This window comes from Candidatus Arcticimaribacter forsetii (genome assembly GCF_910589745.1).
Taxonomy (GTDB): Bacteria; Bacteroidota; Bacteroidia; order Flavobacteriales; family Flavobacteriaceae; genus Arcticimaribacter; species Arcticimaribacter forsetii.
On record NZ_OU342399.1, the window covers coordinates 292105 to 309920 of the forward strand.

Genomic DNA, 17816 nt, shown 5'->3' on the forward strand with positions numbered 1-17816 from the left:
TATTTAATTTAAAATTAAATGTAAAAGCAATTTTATAATGAAGTACAGGTTTTTATTATTATTCTTATTTAGTAGTTTTTCATATGCTCAATTTTCTTTTTTAAAACCCTATGAAATTGAATTCACCTCTGATTTTGCCTTCGAATATTTAAGCTCTGAAAAAGATCAATTGAAACTAGGGCTTGAAGCGCAAGAGTGGTCTGTTGAGATTTTGAAATATTGGCTGAATGAAATGCGTAAAAACCGATTTATTTCTGGAGACCAGAAAATTAATTTTATACTTTATGACAGTCAAAGAAAGAGAAAAATAGTCATTCAAATTCCTGTTAAATCGAATATAGTTACCGCTTTTAAAACCGAAACTGGGTTTCGAGAAAATTATATTGGTTTTATAAACGATACTTACGAGTGGATTTTAGAGAATCTTTAGCTCCTGTTTTTACTCTGAACAATACTCGTCTCCAACATTAAAGGACTCATAAATATTCTGAGTTACTTCCCCACTAACAGAATTATCAGGGACGTATGAATCTATTCCACTGTTGTTGTTTGTATTGAAAATATCACTCCCTGCATCCATTATAAAGTAAAACTTCCCATTTACAATTTGCTTTTCAATTATATCACCACATCTAGTGTTATCAGAAGAACAACTAGTTCCAAGATTAGAAAGAAGCACAAGAAAGATTAGTAAACGGAAATTCATTTTAAAATATTTCTTACAAAAATAAACTAAAAATAAACATAGAGAATCAACAAGAATTATGGTTTTCTTATATCGTCTATCATAAGTTGAACATCTAAAGGTGGAGCAGTAGTTTTCGACGAAACAATAATTGCTACAATAATATTAGCACACATGGCTAAAGTTCCAAAACCTTCTGGAGAAACACCAAACCACCAATCATTTGCAGTTCCACCACCGAATAAACCAAGTTTAAACTTCATCATATAAAAAAGCATAAGTGTTATTCCAACAACCATCCCACTAATTACACCTTCCTTATTCATACGTTTACTAAAAATACCCATTACAATAGCAGGGAAAAAAGATGCTGCAGCTAGTCCAAAGGCAAGTGCAACAGTTGCTGCGACAAAATCAGGAGGGTTGACCCCGAAATATCCAGCTAAAACAACTGCAAAAAAAGAAGCTATTCTTGCAGCTACTAATTCACCTTTTTCAGAGATGTCTGGTTTTATAATTTTTTTAAGTAAATCGTGAGAGACAGATGAAGAGATTACTAACAAAAGTCCTGCAGCAGTAGAAAGAGCAGCTGCAAGAGCCCCAGCCGCCATAAGTCCAATAACCCAATTAGGGAGATTTGCTATTTCAGGATTTGCCATTACAATTATGTCCTTATCAATTTCCAATTCATTATTCAATGGGTCTCCCACATACTGAACAAGACCATCCTCATTTTTGTCTTCAAAAACCAGTAATCCGGTAGTTTCCCAATTCGAAAACCACTCTGGAAGTGTTTCGTAGGGTTGGTTACTTACGGTTTGAATTAAATTTGTTCTTGCAAACACTGCAATAGCAGGGGCAGTGGTATATAAGATTGCTATAAAGAGTAAAGCCCATCCTGCAGATTTACGGGCATCACGTACTTTTTTTACTGTGAAAAACCGCACAATTACATGTGGCAGCCCCGCTGTCCCTAACATTAAAGCAGCGGTTATAAGAAATACGTCCAGTTTAGACTTTGACCCAGTAGTATAGAGGTGAAATCCTAATTCTTTGTGTAAACCATCTAGTTTTTCTAATAAATGTATGCCCTCTGTACCCTCAGACCCCATTCCAATTTGAGGAATAGCAATCCCTGTCATCATCATAGAAATAAAGATTGCAGGAACTAAAAAAGCAAAAATTAGAACACAGTATTGAGCAACTTGAGTGTAAGTTATTCCTTTCATTCCTCCAAGAATCGCATAAAACAGAACAATACCCATTCCAATAAATACACCTGTGTTTATATCCACTGAGAGGTATCTTGAAAAAACCAATCCAACCCCTCGCATTTGACCCGCTATGTATGTAAAAGAAACAATTAAAGCACAAAAAACGGCAACGGCTCTTGCTGTATTTGAATAATAACGGTCACCAATAAAATCGGGAACCGTAAATTTCCCAAACTTTCTCAAATAAGGAGCCAATAAAAGGGCTAGTAAAACATAACCCCCAGTCCATCCCATTAAATAAACGGAACCGTCATAACCTGAAAATGAAATAATTCCAGCCATAGATATGAATGAAGCCGCCGACATCCAATCAGCAGCTGTGGCCATACCATTGGCAATAGGCGAAACTCCCCCTCCAGCGACATAGAACTCCTTAGTTGAGGAAGCTCTTGACCAAATAGCAATTCCTATATAAAGCGAAAAGGTTATTCCAACAATTGCCCAAATCCAAATTTGTTGTTCCATAATTATTCTAGAGTTTCATCATCCAAGCGATTCATTAAAAAAACATAAACAAAAATTAAAATAACAAAGACATAAATAGATCCTTGTTGAGCAAACCAAAACCCAAGTTTAAAACCTCCGATTTGGAATTGATTCATAAAATCAACAAATAAAATTCCAAATCCAAAAGAAACTAAAAACCAAACACTTAACAGTATTCCTAAATATTTTAGATTTGTTTTCCAATAATTTTTGATCCTTGAATTTTTCATTTACTAATTTTAAAAAGTTATTTTAGTGAAACCAAAAAGCACATTTTCAATATAACATTTGGATTTCTATTTTATAGTGTAATACTTTAAAGTTAAATTTATAATACAACACGAACTATTAAAACTAAACGTTATGAAAAACAAGATACTATATTTATTGATAAGCATTCTACACTTAAATCTAAAAGCACAGGTTTTTAATTTCACAAGTGAAGAGGAGGGCAAATCAATCACTCATAAAGTGTTATTGGATTCAGAATATTTCATAGAAACCCAGTATGTAACAGATTCAAATGAATTTATAAGTACACGAGGTGGTTTTTATGAATTAAAAGAAGGTGTTTATTCTGTAAATTTTGAATTTAACTCAAACTATAGTTCCGATAGTTTAAAAACAAAAGCTTTTAAATCCTCTGATTGGCAACTAGCGGCAGCTTTAAAACAAGAGCATTCTGGTAAATGGCTAATGGCAGGAAGAGTAAGAGATGGTGTGGAGAAGAGAAGAAGTACAACTGGAGCTCGAAAAACATTAAAATTTTTAATTGACGGTCATTTTCAATGGACAGCTTTCAATACAGAAACCTTTAAGTTTTTTGGATCAGGAGGTGGAACGTACACTGCCAAAAATGGGACCTACATAGAAACCTTAACCTATTTCTCTCGAGACAATTCAAGAGTTGGAGCTGTATTACCTTTTGATTATTCGATAAAAGAAAATGATTGGCATCACCAAGGGAACAACAGTAAAGGAAAACCTATGTATGAAATATGGACGTTGAGAATAAATTAAATTTTAGACTTTTTACCATCTTCGTCGATAGCAACAAACACAATATCGCAGGCGCAATTTTGTTTTTTGATCTTATCAATTAAATTTTCACTTGATACATTAACATGAATTCGAATAGACGTCTTTCCGACTTTTGTGATTTTAGCATCAAGGAGAACCAAATCTCCAATATGGATTGGTTCTAGGAACTCAATATCGTCAACAAATTTGGTTACACAATATTTCCCCGCATACTGAACAGATAGAGCATAACCTACTTCATCTATCCATTTCATTACTTTTCCTCCGTGCACATTTCCTCGGTAGTTAGCATCCGATGGTTCTGCTAAAAACGACATTTTCAGTTTCATTTTTTCCATACTTATAGATATAGTTTTTCATTAAGTTATATATGCTTATTGCTGTCTAAAAACAAAAACACTAAATTTTGAATTTTATATCTTTACTTATAAATGAAACAGACTATTTTAATATTTCTTTTCCCATGGATTCTTATGGCACAAACTGAAGAGCAATCGTATGAACTTATTGAAACCAGATCTAATTTTGAAATCAGATATTACCCTCCAGTGATGATGGTAGAATACGATTCTAATGAAAGCGGATCTTCGGGCTTTAGGTCTCTATTCCGTTATATTTCTGGGTCAAATAATGAAGAAATAAAAATTGCCATGACTACACCGGTACATATGGAAAAAAAGGAAGGTAAAAGTTCTATGGCGTTTGTATTACCTAAAAAATTTGATCCTTCTTCAGCTCCAGAACCCAAAGAAAAAAACGTTCGAGTTTATCAATCTGAAGCGGGGTTTTACGCAACCATTCGTTATTCAGGATACACTAATCCAAATAAAGAAAAAAGTTATACCGAAAAGCTAATAAAACTTCTTGAAGAAGAAGGAATTAAAAGAATCGGATCTGCTAAGGTTTTTGTTTATGACGCTCCCTATAATTTTATAAATCGCCGTAACGAAATTTCAATACCAATTGATTGGAAGCAATAACTCCTATTTTTCTAATGAAAAAAAGCATGAGTAATGAGTAAGCTAAGTAAAAGCATGAAGCCCCAAAATTTATGTTTTACAGAAGCCGCTTCAAATAATAAAATAATTGAATTTAATTTCTTCCTATTCCCTAAAAGAGCTATTAAAAGTCCAGTGAAAATAACCCAAAAAGCACGCACAAAGTAATTCATTTCTGGAAAATAAAAGAGCATAAAAACATTTACAGGAACGGTAATTAAGAAAGCCGTTAACATAACTTTTTGGTTAGGTTTAATGATTAAAATCGCTCCACAAATTAGAACTACAATTCCGCAGTTTATAAAATATCTTAGATTATTTAGGGTATGAGTAAATGCAGATTCCGGATTTTCGAATTTAAGATACAATAAAATAAGTCCCATTAATAAAGCAGTTCCTAAACTAAATATAATTGCTTTTTGTCCTGCATTAATTTTATCGGAGTCGTTTGCTTTAGGATTTATATAAGTTGCATAAATATCGACCGACCAAAGCGTTGCAAGTGAATTAAATGTAGAGTCTACCGTACTCATAAGAGAAGCAAATAAACCACATAATATGACCCCCTTAACTCCTACCGGTAAATACGTTTTAACCAAATAAGGAAACGCTAAATCAGGTTCTCCGAGGCTGTCACCTAAGATTCCATAAAGAGCAATGCCAGGAACCACAATTATTACTGCCATTAAATATTTAATTAACCCTCCAACCATTAAACCAGTCTGTGCATGAGCAATATTTTTAGCTGCAAGCGCTCGTTGCATTACCGTTTGATTTGCACACCAGTAATTAATGTTTAAAAAAAACAAACCAAAGAGATGTGTCCAGGGTAATGTTTCATGGGATGAGGGTAAATGTAGATGCATTTTGTCGGGGGTTTTAATATAAAGCTGTTCCCATCCCCCTAAATGATAAATTGCAGTTAAACAAACGACAATCCCTCCAATTAATAAGACGCCAAATTGCACAACATCTGTTTTCACAACCGCAGATAATCCTCCAAAATAGGTGTATATCGCAGAGAATATTCCTAATATTAAAATCAATATTGCAATTCTTACTATCCTATCCGGATGAATAAAAGCAAGTTGCTCTCCAAAAACCATATCTGCAGCATATGCGCCCCAGAATAGAGCTGCTCCAAGCGTAACTGTTGCAAATAAGCCAATGTTTGCGAGCGAGTAAAAAAGAGCTACACGCGCACCTATTTTTAATTTAATATATTGAGTAATTGTTGTTATTTTTTCTTTTAAAAAAACGGGAACAAAAACAAAGGTTCCAATTAAAATTCCCTGGATAGCGTTAATTTCTAAATTAGCTTGTGCTAAACCATATAAATATGCAGACCCCATCATTCCTAAGAATTGATACCCTTGAATGTTGGTCGCAATAGTTGAAACTGCAATTGAGTACCAAGGAAGATTTCTTGAACTCAAGAAGTAATCATCGGAAGTTGTTTTACTATTAATTTTCCCTTTTAAGGCAATAAAAAGAATCAAGCAGAAATATCCAATAACAATAACAAAGTCTAACATTGCTTTATTTTCTTGGTCCTCTTTCGAGAGGTGTATTTGGTTTCTCCTTTGGAATTCTTCCCATTACTTCAGGAAGAGAAACTGTTTTTAATCTAGGTAAAACAAGTTTAGCAAAATATTCGGCCTCTTGTTTATGAGGGTATCCTGAAAAAATAAAAGATTGAATTCCCATTTTGATGTAGTCTTGAATTTTATTATGAACTTGATCTGGATTACCCACTATAGCTGCTCCACATCCCGATCGTGCCAATCCAATTCCAGTCCATAAATGTGGTTCTACAAAATAGTCTTCATCTGCAGATTTTCTTAATTCAGATTGTCTCGAAACACCCAATGAATTAGCATCTTGAGCACGATTTCTTATTTCATCCCCTTGATCTAGATCTAAATTAGAAATCAGAAATTTAGCATATTCTTTTGCTTCTTGTTCTGTTTCTCGAACAATTACGTGCACCCGTAAACCAAACAAAACTTTTCTCCCAAAACCAGCAGCTTTTTCAGTCATGTTATTCATTAGACCTTTTAATTTATCTATTGTTTCGGGCCACATTAAATAAACATCGCAATGTTCTGCACAAAGGGAAACCCCGTCTGGAGAATAACCGCCAAAATATAATAAAGGCCCCCCATTTTGTTGGTATGGTTTTACAGGGTCCGTACGCAATTTAATATTGTAAAATGTACCTTTAAAATCTATTTCATCTTGAGTCCATCCTTGTTTTAAAATTTCAATTACTTCCCTAGAACGTGCATATCTTTCTTTTGAAGAAAGAACGCTTCCGGGTAAGTCAGAGGAGATAATGTTTAAGGTTAAGCGTCCCTTTAAAATATGGTCAAGTGTTGCTATTGCTCTCCCTAACATGGGAGGATGAACTTCTCCGCAACGGATTGCGGTTAAAAGATTTATTTGTTTTGTAAGTGGCCCTATAGCTGAAGCAAAAGTTAGGGTATCTTGTCCAACTTGATAAGAAGATGGGCATAAAACATTTCGAAATCCAAAAGAGTCAGCACTTTTTACTATTTCAGAAGTGTTTTCCCAGCTACTTTTAAACATTGAATTTCGATTTCCCATAAAATCATCATCGCCGTCACACAAAGGGGCAAACCATGAAATTTCTGCACCCTCAAAAACAGGTAAATCCAAAATATTTTTTTCTATACTCATTAGTTTTTTAGTAATAAACCGGACAATAGATATTAAATCTAATCAAAATTTGATAATGAGGAGCAGTAACGTAATAGCTTATTTCTTTTCGAAAAGAAAAATCTTTTCAATAGGGAGTTTAAATAAATCAGAAATCAAAAAAGAAGTCGGTAAGCTGGGATCAAACTTTTCTTTTTCAATTGCGTTAATTGTTTGCCGAGATACCCCAATAATTTTAGCCAATTCTTCTTGAGTCATTTTTCTTTCAGATCTCAATTCTTTTAATCTATTTTTCATTGGTATTTTCTGTTATTAAAGAAAATAGCTCCTAAATAAGTAATTCCCATAAACCCGACTAAAAAGCCAATTTCTGCATCTATTGGAATTAGATTTTTTTGATCCAATAAAGAAAATGAGAGGCCAAAAATTACCGATAATCCCAGACTAAGCGCTAGAGATTCTAATTGAATCTTTTTTTGTAATTCATCTAAAGATTGAATATAGTTTTTAGTAATAAGAACCCATTTTACTCCTAAAACTAGGTTTAACGTAATCCCAATTACAGTTAAAATAGATTTATTGTTCCAAAGATATTCCGGTCCAAAAGTAGCAATAGCCATTGATAAAACCCATATAAAGTTCCAAAGGGCAAGTTTTTTTGTTTGTGTCATAATATTTTTTGTAAAGTTTACTTTACAAAAGTACATTAATTTTTGTGTAAATAAGACTTTACATTTAGTTTTTTATTACAAAAAAACCCTTCTTTTTACAGAAGGGTTTAGGTTTTGTTATAATATAGCGGTAAGCCAAGCTTATAATTAAAATATTAATCTGGCACAATATAACTCATTTAAATTAAAATTCTTGTTGTTTTTTAATTTTTTCTATAAATATTAGTCCTAATTCATTCAAGTATTGACCTACAAATAGAAGATGTTATACTTGTGAAATATATTTTCATAAAAATTATTTGTACAATAATTATTTAGGAGACTATTTTGTTTTGGATAAAGTGGAACTGTTTTAAGGGAACAAGTTTTTGAAAATGACCTAATTAACTTTGTTTTTTAGTTAACTTTACAAGGCATTACTTTTAATTCCTCAAAATACTATATGGAAGAGAATCTCGGAAAAAATACGGTACGTTTTTCAATTTTAGATCGAGCAAATCAAATTAGTAAAGCGAAATCTGTAGAATTTGATCTTGTCATTATCGGTGGTGGTGTAACCGGAGCAGGGATTGCTCTAGACGCTTCTTCTAGAGGACTTAATGTATGCTTGATTGAAAAGAATGACTTTGCATCTGGGACGAGTAATAAATCGACAAAACTCATTCATGGGGGGTTGCGTTATTTAAAGCAATTTGAAGTTGGTTTGGTCCGAGAATCGGGTTCTGAGCGAGCAATAGTTCACGATTTAGTACCCCATCTGGTGGTTCCTGAAAAAATGCTATTACCTTTAATTAAGGGAGGCACCTATGGTAAATGGATGACCTCTATAGGACTTTTTGTATATGACTTTTTGGCAAATGTTACTGGAAGAGATCGCCGAAGAATGCTTAATAAAAAGCAAACATTGATAAAAGAACCCCTTTTAAATGAACAGTCAGTGCTTGGTAGCGGTTATTATGCTGAATACAGAACAGATGACGGAAGGTTAACTCTTGAAATTCTTAAAAAAGCAAATGAGTTTGGTGCAACAATAATTAACTATTGTGAAATGAAGTCATTTGATTATGATGAAAATTCTAAAATATCTGGATTGCAATGTAAAGACTATAACACAGGAACTACTTTTCAGATAAAAGCAAAGACTTATGTTTCTGCTACTGGACCTTGGGTTGATATGGTTCGTAAAAAAGACAACTCAATTAATGATAAATACCTTCATCTTACCAAGGGTATCCATATTGTTTTTCCACATGAAAAACTCCCCATTAAACAGTCTCTTTATTTTGATGTAAACGATGGTAGAATGATTTTTGCAATTCCGAGAGGAAGAACAACTTATGTTGGAACAACAGACACAAATTATTACGGAAGTTTAGACCGAGTTGTTGCTACAAAAGCGGATGCACATTATTTACTAAACGCACTCAATCACACCTTTCAATCGGTTAATTTGACAATAGAGGACATAGAGTCGAACTGGACAGGACTTCGTCCTTTAATTCATGAAATCGACAAAGACCCTTCTGAATTATCAAGAAAAGATGAACTTTTTATATCGAATAGTGGTTTAATTTCCATTGCAGGCGGAAAACTAACCGGATATCGTAAAATGGCTGATCGTGTTATAAATGCTGTGCTTAAACAAGTTTCTCCCGATTTAAAAAGAAAATTAAAAAGATCCAGAACAAAAAAAATATTTTTAGTTACTCCTTTAATTAAAACAGACAAGGAGGTTCAACTTTATCAAGAAAGACTTAAAAATAGACTCGAGTCTTACGGAAATACAGATTCTTATTATGCAGCCTATTTATGCAATACTTATGGAAGAAACTCCGATTTAATATTAGACCATAGTTCTACTTTTAAAAAAGGCACAGTTGAAGAAAAATTAATACGTTCTGAACTCTGGTATTGTTTGAATTATGAAATGACAAACAGTTTGGCTGATTTTTTTGTTAGAAGAACCGCTCGTTTGTATTTTAATATAGGTAGTATTTCTAAACACCTTGAGGTTGTTTTAAAAGATTGTAAAACCTTTTTAAGTTGGGACGACAAAAAGGTTTTAGACGAACGAAAATTAATGAATGAATTAGTTCAAGATGCAACAAATTACTACGATCAGGAATTTGAAAGACTATAAGCTTTTTCCTGAATCATCAAACAATAAAATCTAATTTTAAATCCATGAAACAATTACTCTTTCTATTTTTATTTTTTTATTCTTTTTCCTCTTTTTCACAAGAACTTACAACCTATTATTTGGTTCGACACGCTGAAAAAGATCGTACAGATAAGTCAAATTCAAACCCGGAATTAACAGAAATAGGTTTTGAAAGAGCTGTAAAATGGAGTACAGTTTTCGAAAATGTTAGGTTTGATGCTATATATTCTACAAACTATAAAAGAACCATTTCAACAGCAATTCCGACGGCTAAGTCACAGGATTTAGAGGTTCAATATTATAATCCCAGAATCCCTTTTTCTGAAGAATTTCAAAAAGCTACAATTGGTAAAACGGTATTGATTGTTGGTCATTCTAATACTACACCGCAATTTGTAAACGTAATTTTGGGAGAGAAAAAATACCCCCAAATTGAAGATGACAATAATTCTAACTTATACATTGTATCCTTAGTTAATAATTCAAAATTTTCAGTTCTTTTAAAGATTGAATGACTTTCTTGTATTTTATCAATTGAACAACTAACTTAGATTTATGGTAGTGTATTTATTTTATTGATATTCACATGTTTAAAATTTTATTGTAAATTCAGATATGAAAAAATGTCTAATTCTATTTCTTTTTATTGCATGTAATTATGTTTTTGCTCAGCGCCCAACAACCGGCGAAAAGATATTTAATAATAAATATCCAGCGGAACAGATTAATACAGTTTCTTTCTCATCCCTAACAGTGTCTAACACGATTAAAGATGATGTAATAGTTACGTTGCGTGATGGAGGAAGGCATTACATATCTCATGCTTACATACGAGCACACGAGCACTATACATTCGAAAACTTACCTGTAGGGCATTTTGTTTATCAATATCATAATCTTAAAACCTATTACGAATCTCCAAAACGGATTCCAATTTATTTAAACACAGAAGAGTTTTTACACTTTTATTATTCTGCTGGCGCAAAAAAAATTATCGGGTTTGAAATATCTCAAGAAGAGTTCTTTAAAGAATAAAAATGATAATTTATTAAGTACTTAAAAACAGCCTCATACTTTATTTGATTCAGCTCATTTAACCGCAAGAAAAAACCCCTTACATTACTGTAAAGGGTTTAATTAAAATGAAAATTGTAGCGGTAAGCTAGCTCCCCCTGTTATTCAAAGTTGCAGCATAACTAAATCTTTTTATGAATTAATTGATCGATTTTAAGCGTATACATATTGTCTATTGCTTCTCCTAATTGGTAGAGACTGTTCTTTCCAGATAAATAGAGATTTCACTCATACTCTGAGTGTACTTTTTCATCAATTCTTTATAGAAATAAACTCTTTTTTCGGCGTTACTGAGGTAACCTAGAAATTCAGAGTCTTCGAACAGAGTTTTCGGGATTTTGTAGTCATAAATAATGGTATTAATACTTACCGAGTTATCTAATTCTTCAATCCTAACTCTGTAATTCAATTTATCTAATAAAGCCTTGTCAAAGCTTTCAGCGAAGAAATCAAATTTTAAATCTGCCGCATTTTTTCTATCCTCGAGATGCTCGTACAAATCAGAGATTCTTCTCCTAAACTGACGGTCTTCAATTAGTTCAAATGAATTTGTGTTAATAAGCTGTTTGTAGACCCCTTTTTGAGGAAAAAATGAAATGGCCACTTTAGCAGAAACGTTAGAGATATGGTAGGCCAATAATGAATCATTTAATGTTTTTTCTTTCGTTTGTTCAAACAATATGTTTATTGAATTTAAACTGTCATCTAGGGTACCATTTACAATTTCAAGTTGTCTTAAATCTTCATTAATTGAAAGATTTAATTCATCTAAAAGGGTGTTTTTCTCATTAATTCTTTGAGCATTCTTTAAGTAATTATCAATTCCAAAGGATGATAGTATTCCTATAAATACAACTAGAAATTCTAAGGAATATTTTTTTAAATTGCTGTTTTTACTCATAGGTATATTGAGATAGGGAAACTTTTTATTTACTAATTCATTTTAATTCTAAAGAGCTTGGGGTTGTTTAAAAAACCTGTTACGTATAAGTATGACTCATCATCATTAAATGTACAATTAGTGATTTGTCCAGTATTTATTCTAGCCATTAACTCACCATCTGGAGAAATAACAAGTAACCCTCCTGGGCCTGATGTAAAGATATGTCCACTAGAATGAACATCCATTCCGTCAAAGTCAGTTCCATCGCTATATTTTGCAACTAAATCATTACCATTAAATAGGGTCTCTGATTGATTAGTGTTCACGTTTATTTTTAGTATTTCAGAATCAGAATTTGAAAAAGGAGCCCCCATTTTATTTACATAAAGAAACTTTTCATCTGGAGATAATCCTAACCCATTTGGGACTCCTGGACCATCATCAAGTGCCACTAATTGTTGATTATCTTTAGCTAGCTTAAACACTCCATTGAAATTTAACTCTCTTAATTCGCTATCTACAAACTCAAATTTTTGTGGGTCAAAGAAGGCGAAAGCAGGATCAGTAAAATAGATATCTCCGCTCTTAGAAATGATTACGTCATTCGGACTATTAAGTCTTTTTTCTTGGTAACTATCCACAACTGTTGTAAACTCTTGTCTATTTGAAGAACTAATTACTGTCTTAGCTATTCTTCTGTCACCAACTTGACAGATAAAGAGATTATCATTATCATCAAGAGCTAGTCCATTAGGTCCAAGTAGACCGCTTCCTAGGTTTGGAGCATATCCAGTATTACCCGCTTCTAAAATGTAATCTTGAACACCATCAATTTCGCTCCAACTTAAAACTTTGTTTTGTAGGTTATCTACAAACAGTAATTCATTCGATTTCTTACTCCACACAGGCCCTTCAGGCAGTAATAAGGAATCAGCTAAAACCTCTATTTTAGTGTAAATATCTAGCACAGAGTTTATTTCATTATTGTATACTTCAATTAAAGGATTAGCTTTTTTTTGAGTACATCCAATGTTTAGGACAAGAGCGAAAACAAATAAAAATTTTTTCATAAAAATAAATTTTCTTCAATTTAAAACAATCTAGTTCTAGTGCTAATGAATCTAGAAATTATAGAGTCATCAAGAATTGATGGCGCTATAATTAATACAAAATTGATGTTGAGAAAAAAGAAATGAATTATTCCGTTGATAATTCACTTATTTTGTTAAATAAACCTGAAACATCCATGTACTCGTCGACTTCAATGATTTTATTATTTTCATTGAATTTAAAAACTTCATAAGCTTTGATTCCCTTCATGGAATTATCTCCTAAGTCAGCGCTCCAGTTTGCATAAATCCGAACACCACCATCAGGCATAAAATGCTCATCAACTGTTGGGTAGAAATCTCTATCATTAGCTTTTATGTTATTGAATAATTGTAGAAAACCATTATAGTTGTCAAGTATTTCTTTTTTATTCAAATCTTTACCTCCATAAGCTGGGGGATTAAATTTTGCATCCTCAGCAAAAAAAGATGATGCTGTTTCTAAATCTTCATTTTCCAAAGAATCGAATAATGCATGTACAGTTTTGGCGTTTTGGTCATAGAGAGCCATTGCCGCTTCCATTTGTTGTTCTTTTTGAGTTTTTTGATTACATGAAATAAGAGTCCCGGTAAGCAGTAATAGTAAATGTAGTTTCTTCATTTTTTTGGTTTAAATAAATTCAATAGTTTATATTTTATGGAATTAGGATTAATTTATCCATCCACCAACTTGAGGTCTTAATTCTGCCTCATAGGCCTTCGCTTTCGCTTTAAGTTCATCTGAGGCATCTCCGGCAATGATTACTTTATCTAACGTAAAAAGCGTCATAAATTCTTTGGCATATTCGCTCTGCTCGAAATTATTTAAGTGGTGAACGAAGTCGGAGGAGGTGTAGTATTTTTCTACCAGATTAACTTTTTTTCCGTCGGAGGAAATAAAGTAACCAAAATCATAAGTTCCGGGTTCAGTTTTTCTTATAAATCTGCTAAATCTTACTAAAAATTCTTTGATGTTCGCCGGCGAAAATCCCGGATTAACCTTTAATTCAGCTAAGCCTATAACTTTTTGTGAATTGTTATTGACACCTTCGAAAGCTGTGACTTCTTTATTTAATCCAGCCGGATCCATATATCGCCATATTTTGGTTATTTGATTCCCTTCCCATAGACTAATACAATAAAAAGGAAGTGTCATTTTTTCACCAGAAAAATTGCCTTCTCCTGACCACATCGACCAAAAAGCAGTATAAGTTTTGCCATCGTTCATTTGGTATGTACTGATTTTATCGGTTGTAAGCTGTATTTCACTAAATAGAACATGCGTAAATTTATCAGCGTCAATTAAACCTTGTCTTCCTTCAGGATTAGGAATTGTACTATTATTTTCTTGGTTATTAACGAACTGATCGTAAATAATTAAATCTTGACTAAATAGAGTTTGAGCTACACTTGAATCGTTGTTCATGTAAGCTTCTAAATGTCTCTTTACGTTTTCTGATTTTGCATCGTTTTTAAGTATAGTACCTGAAGAGTTTGTATTAGTCTGACAAGAATAAATTCCTACACTTAAAATTAGAAATAGAAGTATTTTTTTCATTTGTAATTGTTTATAGTTTGTGTAGGTACAATTTAATATTTTTAATTGTAAAATGCAATATAAATTAAATAATAGAATTTTGTGTACTATTATAATGTTTTACGTTATATGGGTCAGGCAGGTCGACTTTGCAATTTTTTTCTTTACGTATTTGAAAAAGTATTTTATGATATTAGTTAAAAATGATTTTATTACACTCAAATAGGAGAATGGTCACAACTTCATCTTTTGAAATACAATTTATTCAGTATTACTTAATTACAAATATTAAAACGGTATTATCGAATCTATTATGTTGGCCAGTAAGGTTTTAAAAAGTGGTAAAAAAAAACAAGAGGTCAAAAATGACCTCTTGTCTAATATGGCTCCTCCTCTTAGGCTCGAACTAAGGACCCTCTGATTAACAGTCAGATGCTCTAACCAACTGAGCTAAGGAGGAATGTTTCCATTTGGATGGCAAATATATATAAATTTAGATTATTCCCAAGCGCAAAGAATATTTTTTTTAAGAATTTATTGCCTCTGGTTCTTTGTCTTTTTCTACCTCAAGGAATTCACTTTCTTCCTCGTCCCATTCTGATTTGGTAGTAACCTTTTCAGACTTAGGATTATAGTATACTTTTAGGTATTTAAGACGAGTTTTATCTTTTAATTTTACTTGAACGATAAAGGTGTGTTTGTGGTAAATATCGTAAGGGCTTAAAAAAGTTTCATAAGAATCCCAGATGATATTTCTAGTGTAATCAACTATGACAAATTTTTCTTCAATGAAAAACTTTATTTTTTTATTGATTTCTTTATTATTCAATGGTTTAATTTCTCCATCATCATTAATTTCAAAATTATTGTGTTCAGTTATGAAATCATCAATAGATACTTTTTTTTCTTGAGCTGAAAGGTTTGCAACCTGCAAACTTAGAAAGCTTATTAGTAGAAGTGTTATGTAATTTTTCATAGTGGTGTTTTTAGATATAGTTAGTTCAAATATAAAAAGAAGTTTTGCTTTTAGAGGATATTTATTAATAAAACCAGGCGAACCTAGAAATAATTTGATATTTATCCGAAAATTGCCCTATAAATATCGTTCCCATTTGCTAGAATTAAAACAGCTAGTAATAAGAAAAATCCAAACATCTGAGCGTATTCCATGAAGCGATCATTCGGCTTTCTCCCACTTATAATCTCGTAGAGTAAGAACATTACATGCCCACCATCTAAAGCAGGGATTGGTAATATATTCATAAATGCAAGAATAATTGATATCAATGCAGTACTAGACCAAAAGCCTCTCCAGTTCCATGTTTCAGGGAATAGGTTTCCAATTGCAGCAAAACCTCCTACTTGACTAGCTCCTTTTTTTGTGAATACATATTTAAATTGAGCTGCATAATCATATAAAGTCCAATACCCATAGGAGAATCCTGCAGCTATGCTTTCAGATAAATCAAGATCAACATGAGTAAATTCTATAGAATTATTAAAAAATTGAATTCCGATTGTTCCATCCTCACGAGGCAGAACACTTTTTGTTATTAATCCTTCACCGTCTCTTTTTATTTCTAGAGAAAGCGTATCATATTTTTGTTCTCTTAAGTGATTAACAAGAAAAGAAAAGCTGTTTATGGCAACTCCATTTGTACTAATAATAACATCTCCTTTTAATAATCCTGCAGCTTCAGCTGGTGTATTGGGTTGTACTTCAATGGATGGCGGTCGAAGAACATTAAATGGTTTTAAATCACCATTTTCGAACATTTGGGTTCCAAAATCTTCAGGTACTTTAATGGTTTCTTTTACACCATTTGGGTGTTGAACTAAAACCTCTTTAACAGATCTCATGAATAAAAATCGATTGATATCTAAAACTACATCAAGCGATTGTCCATCTACTTCTAATATTTTATCACCATTTTCGAAGCCAATAGATTCAGCTAGTTTAGAAACAGCCATTCCGTTAGGAACAGCCTCTGTCGTGAGTGTTTCTTTTCCCCAAACAAAATGAATCATCATATAAATCATAAACCCTAAAACTAGGTTTACAAAAACACCTCCAAGCATAATAATAAGTCTCTGCCATGCTGGTTTTGATCTAAATTCCCAAGGTTGTGGAGGAAGCTTCATTTGCTCAGTATCCATGCTTTCATCGATCATTCCGGAGATTTTTACATACCCCCCTAATGGAAGCCATCCTATTCCATATTCAGTACCACCAATTTTTTTCTTGAAAAGAGAAAACTTAACGTCAAAAAATAAATAAAACTTTTCGACACGGGTTTTAAATAATTTGGCCGGGATAAAATGTCCTAGTTCATGGAGAACAACTAACAACGATAAACTTAGAAGTAATTGTATTCCTTTAATTATAATTGGGCTCATAAGTGAAATTAAAATAATTTCAAAAATACTAATTTCCATGGGCTAAGCTTACATTCATTACAATTTTAATTTCTTTTAACATAAATAAGACTGTACCTTTGTTTTGAAATTGAAATATGAAAGAGATTTTTAAAACATATAAAACGTTTTTAAGCATATTTGGACTCCTGTCAATAGGCATTCTTATTCTTTTTTATAATGCACTAAAGCCCAAAAGGATTTTGCCAATATACCAACCTGCTGAGGTTAGTTTCGAATTAGTGGATAGTACATTACAACACATAAAGACGAGACATCGAGTCTCTGATTTTAGGTTAATGAATCAAAATGGGAACATCATAACTCAGCGTGATTACAAAGATAAAATTGTAGTTGTCGATTTTTTCTTTACAACCTGTCCTTCTATTTGTCCAATAATGACTGATAATATGGGTTTAATTCAAGAAAAGATTAAAAATCAAAATCAGATAAAACTCCTGTCTTTTAGTGTTACTCCAAAGATTGATTCAGTCGCTCAATTAAAAAAATATGCCATCGAAAAAGGGGTTATAGACAAACACTGGAATTTGCTTACTGGTGATAAAAAAGAAATTTATAAGTTGGCTCGTAAATCTTATTTTGTTGTAAAAGAAGACGGTGATGGAGGTCCATTTGATATGATACATACAGAAAACTTTGTACTAGTTGACCCGGACAGAAGAATCAGAGGGTATTATGATGGAACAAATTTAGAAGAAATGGAAACCTTATGGGAAGATATTCAGGTGCTCAAACAGGAGTATCCCATTCAATTAAATTAAAACCTTACTCTTTTTGGCATCGCTCTCTTTTTTAGTTACTTT

Annotated in this window: 21 protein-coding genes and 1 tRNA gene; 7 read left to right on the forward strand and 15 right to left on the reverse strand. The window is 32.4% G+C overall.

All coding sequences use genetic code 11. The features are described 5' to 3' along the window. The first annotated feature begins 37 nt into the window (after positions 1–37). Positions 38–430 carry a hypothetical protein gene (locus NG655_RS01420; protein ID WP_252157567.1) on the forward strand — a complete coding sequence of 131 codons (393 nt, stop codon included), beginning with the start codon at positions 38–40 and terminating at the stop codon, positions 428–430. A gap of 9 nt (positions 431–439) precedes the next feature. Here the strand turns inward: NG655_RS01420 and NG655_RS01425 are convergent, their stop codons facing one another. Genes NG655_RS01425 through NG655_RS01435 form a run of 3 tightly spaced genes read right to left on the reverse strand, consistent with a single transcriptional unit; the run spans position 440 to position 2675 of the window. Next, complete coding sequence (locus NG655_RS01425) at positions 440–706, reverse strand: hypothetical protein (protein ID WP_252157568.1); 267 nt, start codon at positions 704–706, stop codon at positions 440–442. Between the two features lie 56 nt (positions 707–762). After that, entirely contained in the window at positions 763–2424 is a 1662-nt protein-coding gene (locus NG655_RS01430) for a sodium:solute symporter family protein (protein WP_252157569.1), read from the reverse strand. Between the two features lie 2 nt (positions 2425–2426). Continuing rightward, complete coding sequence (locus NG655_RS01435) at positions 2427–2675, reverse strand: DUF4212 domain-containing protein (protein WP_252157570.1); 249 nt, start codon at positions 2673–2675, stop codon at positions 2427–2429. Between the two features lie 133 nt (positions 2676–2808). On the opposite strand from NG655_RS01435, the gene NG655_RS01440 reads away from it, so the two are divergent. Then, on the forward strand, positions 2809–3465 hold the full coding sequence (locus NG655_RS01440) for a hypothetical protein (protein WP_252157571.1): 657 nt from the start codon (positions 2809–2811) through the stop codon (positions 3463–3465). Here the strand turns inward: NG655_RS01440 and NG655_RS01445 are convergent. Continuing rightward, the gene (locus NG655_RS01445; RefSeq protein ID WP_252157572.1) at positions 3462–3815 is read right to left on the reverse strand and encodes an acyl-CoA thioesterase; all 354 of its coding nucleotides are present in this window, start codon (positions 3813–3815) and stop codon (positions 3462–3464) included. The two genes, NG655_RS01440 and NG655_RS01445, sit on opposite strands and share 4 nt — an antisense overlap. 102 nt (positions 3816–3917) lie before the next feature. Between NG655_RS01445 and NG655_RS01450 the strand changes: the two genes are divergently transcribed. Then, entirely contained in the window at positions 3918–4466 is a 549-nt protein-coding gene (locus tag NG655_RS01450; RefSeq protein ID WP_252157573.1) for an SOUL family heme-binding protein, read from the forward strand. A gap of 11 nt (positions 4467–4477) precedes the next feature. On the opposite strand, the gene NG655_RS01455 is transcribed toward NG655_RS01450, so the two are convergent. The 4 genes from NG655_RS01455 to NG655_RS01470 form a co-directional block, all read right to left on the reverse strand. Beyond that, positions 4478–6019, reverse strand: a complete 1542-nt coding sequence (locus NG655_RS01455) for an SLC5 family protein (protein ID WP_252157574.1) — start codon at positions 6017–6019, stop codon at positions 4478–4480. 4 nt (positions 6020–6023) lie between these two features. After that, positions 6024–7184 carry an LLM class flavin-dependent oxidoreductase gene (locus NG655_RS01460; protein ID WP_252157575.1) on the reverse strand — a complete coding sequence of 387 codons (1161 nt, stop codon included), beginning with the start codon at positions 7182–7184 and terminating at the stop codon, positions 6024–6026. A gap of 78 nt (positions 7185–7262) precedes the next feature. Further along, a complete protein-coding gene (locus NG655_RS01465) occupies positions 7263–7460 on the reverse strand; it encodes a helix-turn-helix transcriptional regulator (RefSeq protein ID WP_252157576.1) in 198 nt (65 codons plus the stop codon). After that, the gene (locus NG655_RS01470) at positions 7457–7834 is read right to left on the reverse strand and encodes a hypothetical protein (RefSeq protein WP_252157577.1); all 378 of its coding nucleotides are present in this window, start codon (positions 7832–7834) and stop codon (positions 7457–7459) included. The genes NG655_RS01465 and NG655_RS01470 overlap by 4 nt, the downstream gene beginning before the upstream one ends. Before the next feature lie 442 nt (positions 7835–8276). Here NG655_RS01470 and NG655_RS01475 point away from each other — a divergent pair, with 442 nt between their 5' ends. The 3 genes from NG655_RS01475 to NG655_RS01485 all read left to right on the forward strand — a co-directional run bounded on the left by NG655_RS01475 (position 8277) and on the right by NG655_RS01485 (position 11030). After that, complete coding sequence (locus NG655_RS01475) at positions 8277–9974, forward strand: glycerol-3-phosphate dehydrogenase/oxidase (RefSeq protein ID WP_252157578.1); 1698 nt, start codon at positions 8277–8279, stop codon at positions 9972–9974. A gap of 44 nt (positions 9975–10018) precedes the next feature. Further along, positions 10019–10510, forward strand: a complete 492-nt coding sequence (locus tag NG655_RS01480) for a phosphoglycerate mutase family protein (RefSeq protein ID WP_252157579.1) — start codon at positions 10019–10021, stop codon at positions 10508–10510. A gap of 100 nt (positions 10511–10610) precedes the next feature. Next, complete coding sequence (locus NG655_RS01485; protein ID WP_252157580.1) at positions 10611–11030, forward strand: hypothetical protein; 420 nt, start codon at positions 10611–10613, stop codon at positions 11028–11030. A 223-nt stretch (positions 11031–11253) separates the two neighbouring features. Here NG655_RS01485 and NG655_RS01490 read toward each other — a convergent pair whose 3' ends face one another. From NG655_RS01490 to rseP, 7 genes are all read right to left on the reverse strand, one after another. After that, positions 11254–11970 (reverse strand): hypothetical protein, encoded by a 717-nt coding sequence (locus NG655_RS01490; RefSeq protein ID WP_252157581.1) that lies wholly within the window; start codon positions 11968–11970, stop codon positions 11254–11256. Between the two features lie 32 nt (positions 11971–12002). Next, complete coding sequence (locus NG655_RS01495; RefSeq protein ID WP_252157582.1) at positions 12003–13022, reverse strand: SMP-30/gluconolactonase/LRE family protein; 1020 nt, start codon at positions 13020–13022, stop codon at positions 12003–12005. Between the two features lie 127 nt (positions 13023–13149). After that, positions 13150–13662: a nuclear transport factor 2 family protein gene (locus tag NG655_RS01500; protein ID WP_252157583.1), complete on the reverse strand. Its 513-nt coding sequence runs from the start codon at positions 13660–13662 to the stop codon at positions 13150–13152. Positions 13663–13710: 48 nt separating this feature from the next. Then, positions 13711–14598: a hypothetical protein gene (locus NG655_RS01505; RefSeq protein WP_252157584.1), complete on the reverse strand. Its 888-nt coding sequence runs from the start codon at positions 14596–14598 to the stop codon at positions 13711–13713. 362 nt (positions 14599–14960) lie between these two features. After that, a tRNA-Asn gene (locus NG655_RS01510) sits at positions 14961–15037 on the reverse strand. A gap of 66 nt (positions 15038–15103) precedes the next feature. Next, positions 15104–15553, reverse strand: a complete 450-nt coding sequence (locus NG655_RS01515; protein ID WP_252157585.1) for a hypothetical protein — start codon at positions 15551–15553, stop codon at positions 15104–15106. 101 nt (positions 15554–15654) lie between these two features. Next, a complete protein-coding gene (gene rseP / locus NG655_RS01520; protein WP_252159070.1) occupies positions 15655–16974 on the reverse strand; it encodes an RIP metalloprotease RseP in 1320 nt (439 codons plus the stop codon). A gap of 116 nt (positions 16975–17090) precedes the next feature. Between rseP and NG655_RS01525 the strand changes: the two genes are divergently transcribed. Next, positions 17091–17774 (forward strand): SCO family protein, encoded by a 684-nt coding sequence (locus NG655_RS01525; RefSeq protein ID WP_252157586.1) that lies wholly within the window; start codon positions 17091–17093, stop codon positions 17772–17774. Positions 17775–17816 lie beyond the last annotated feature (42 nt).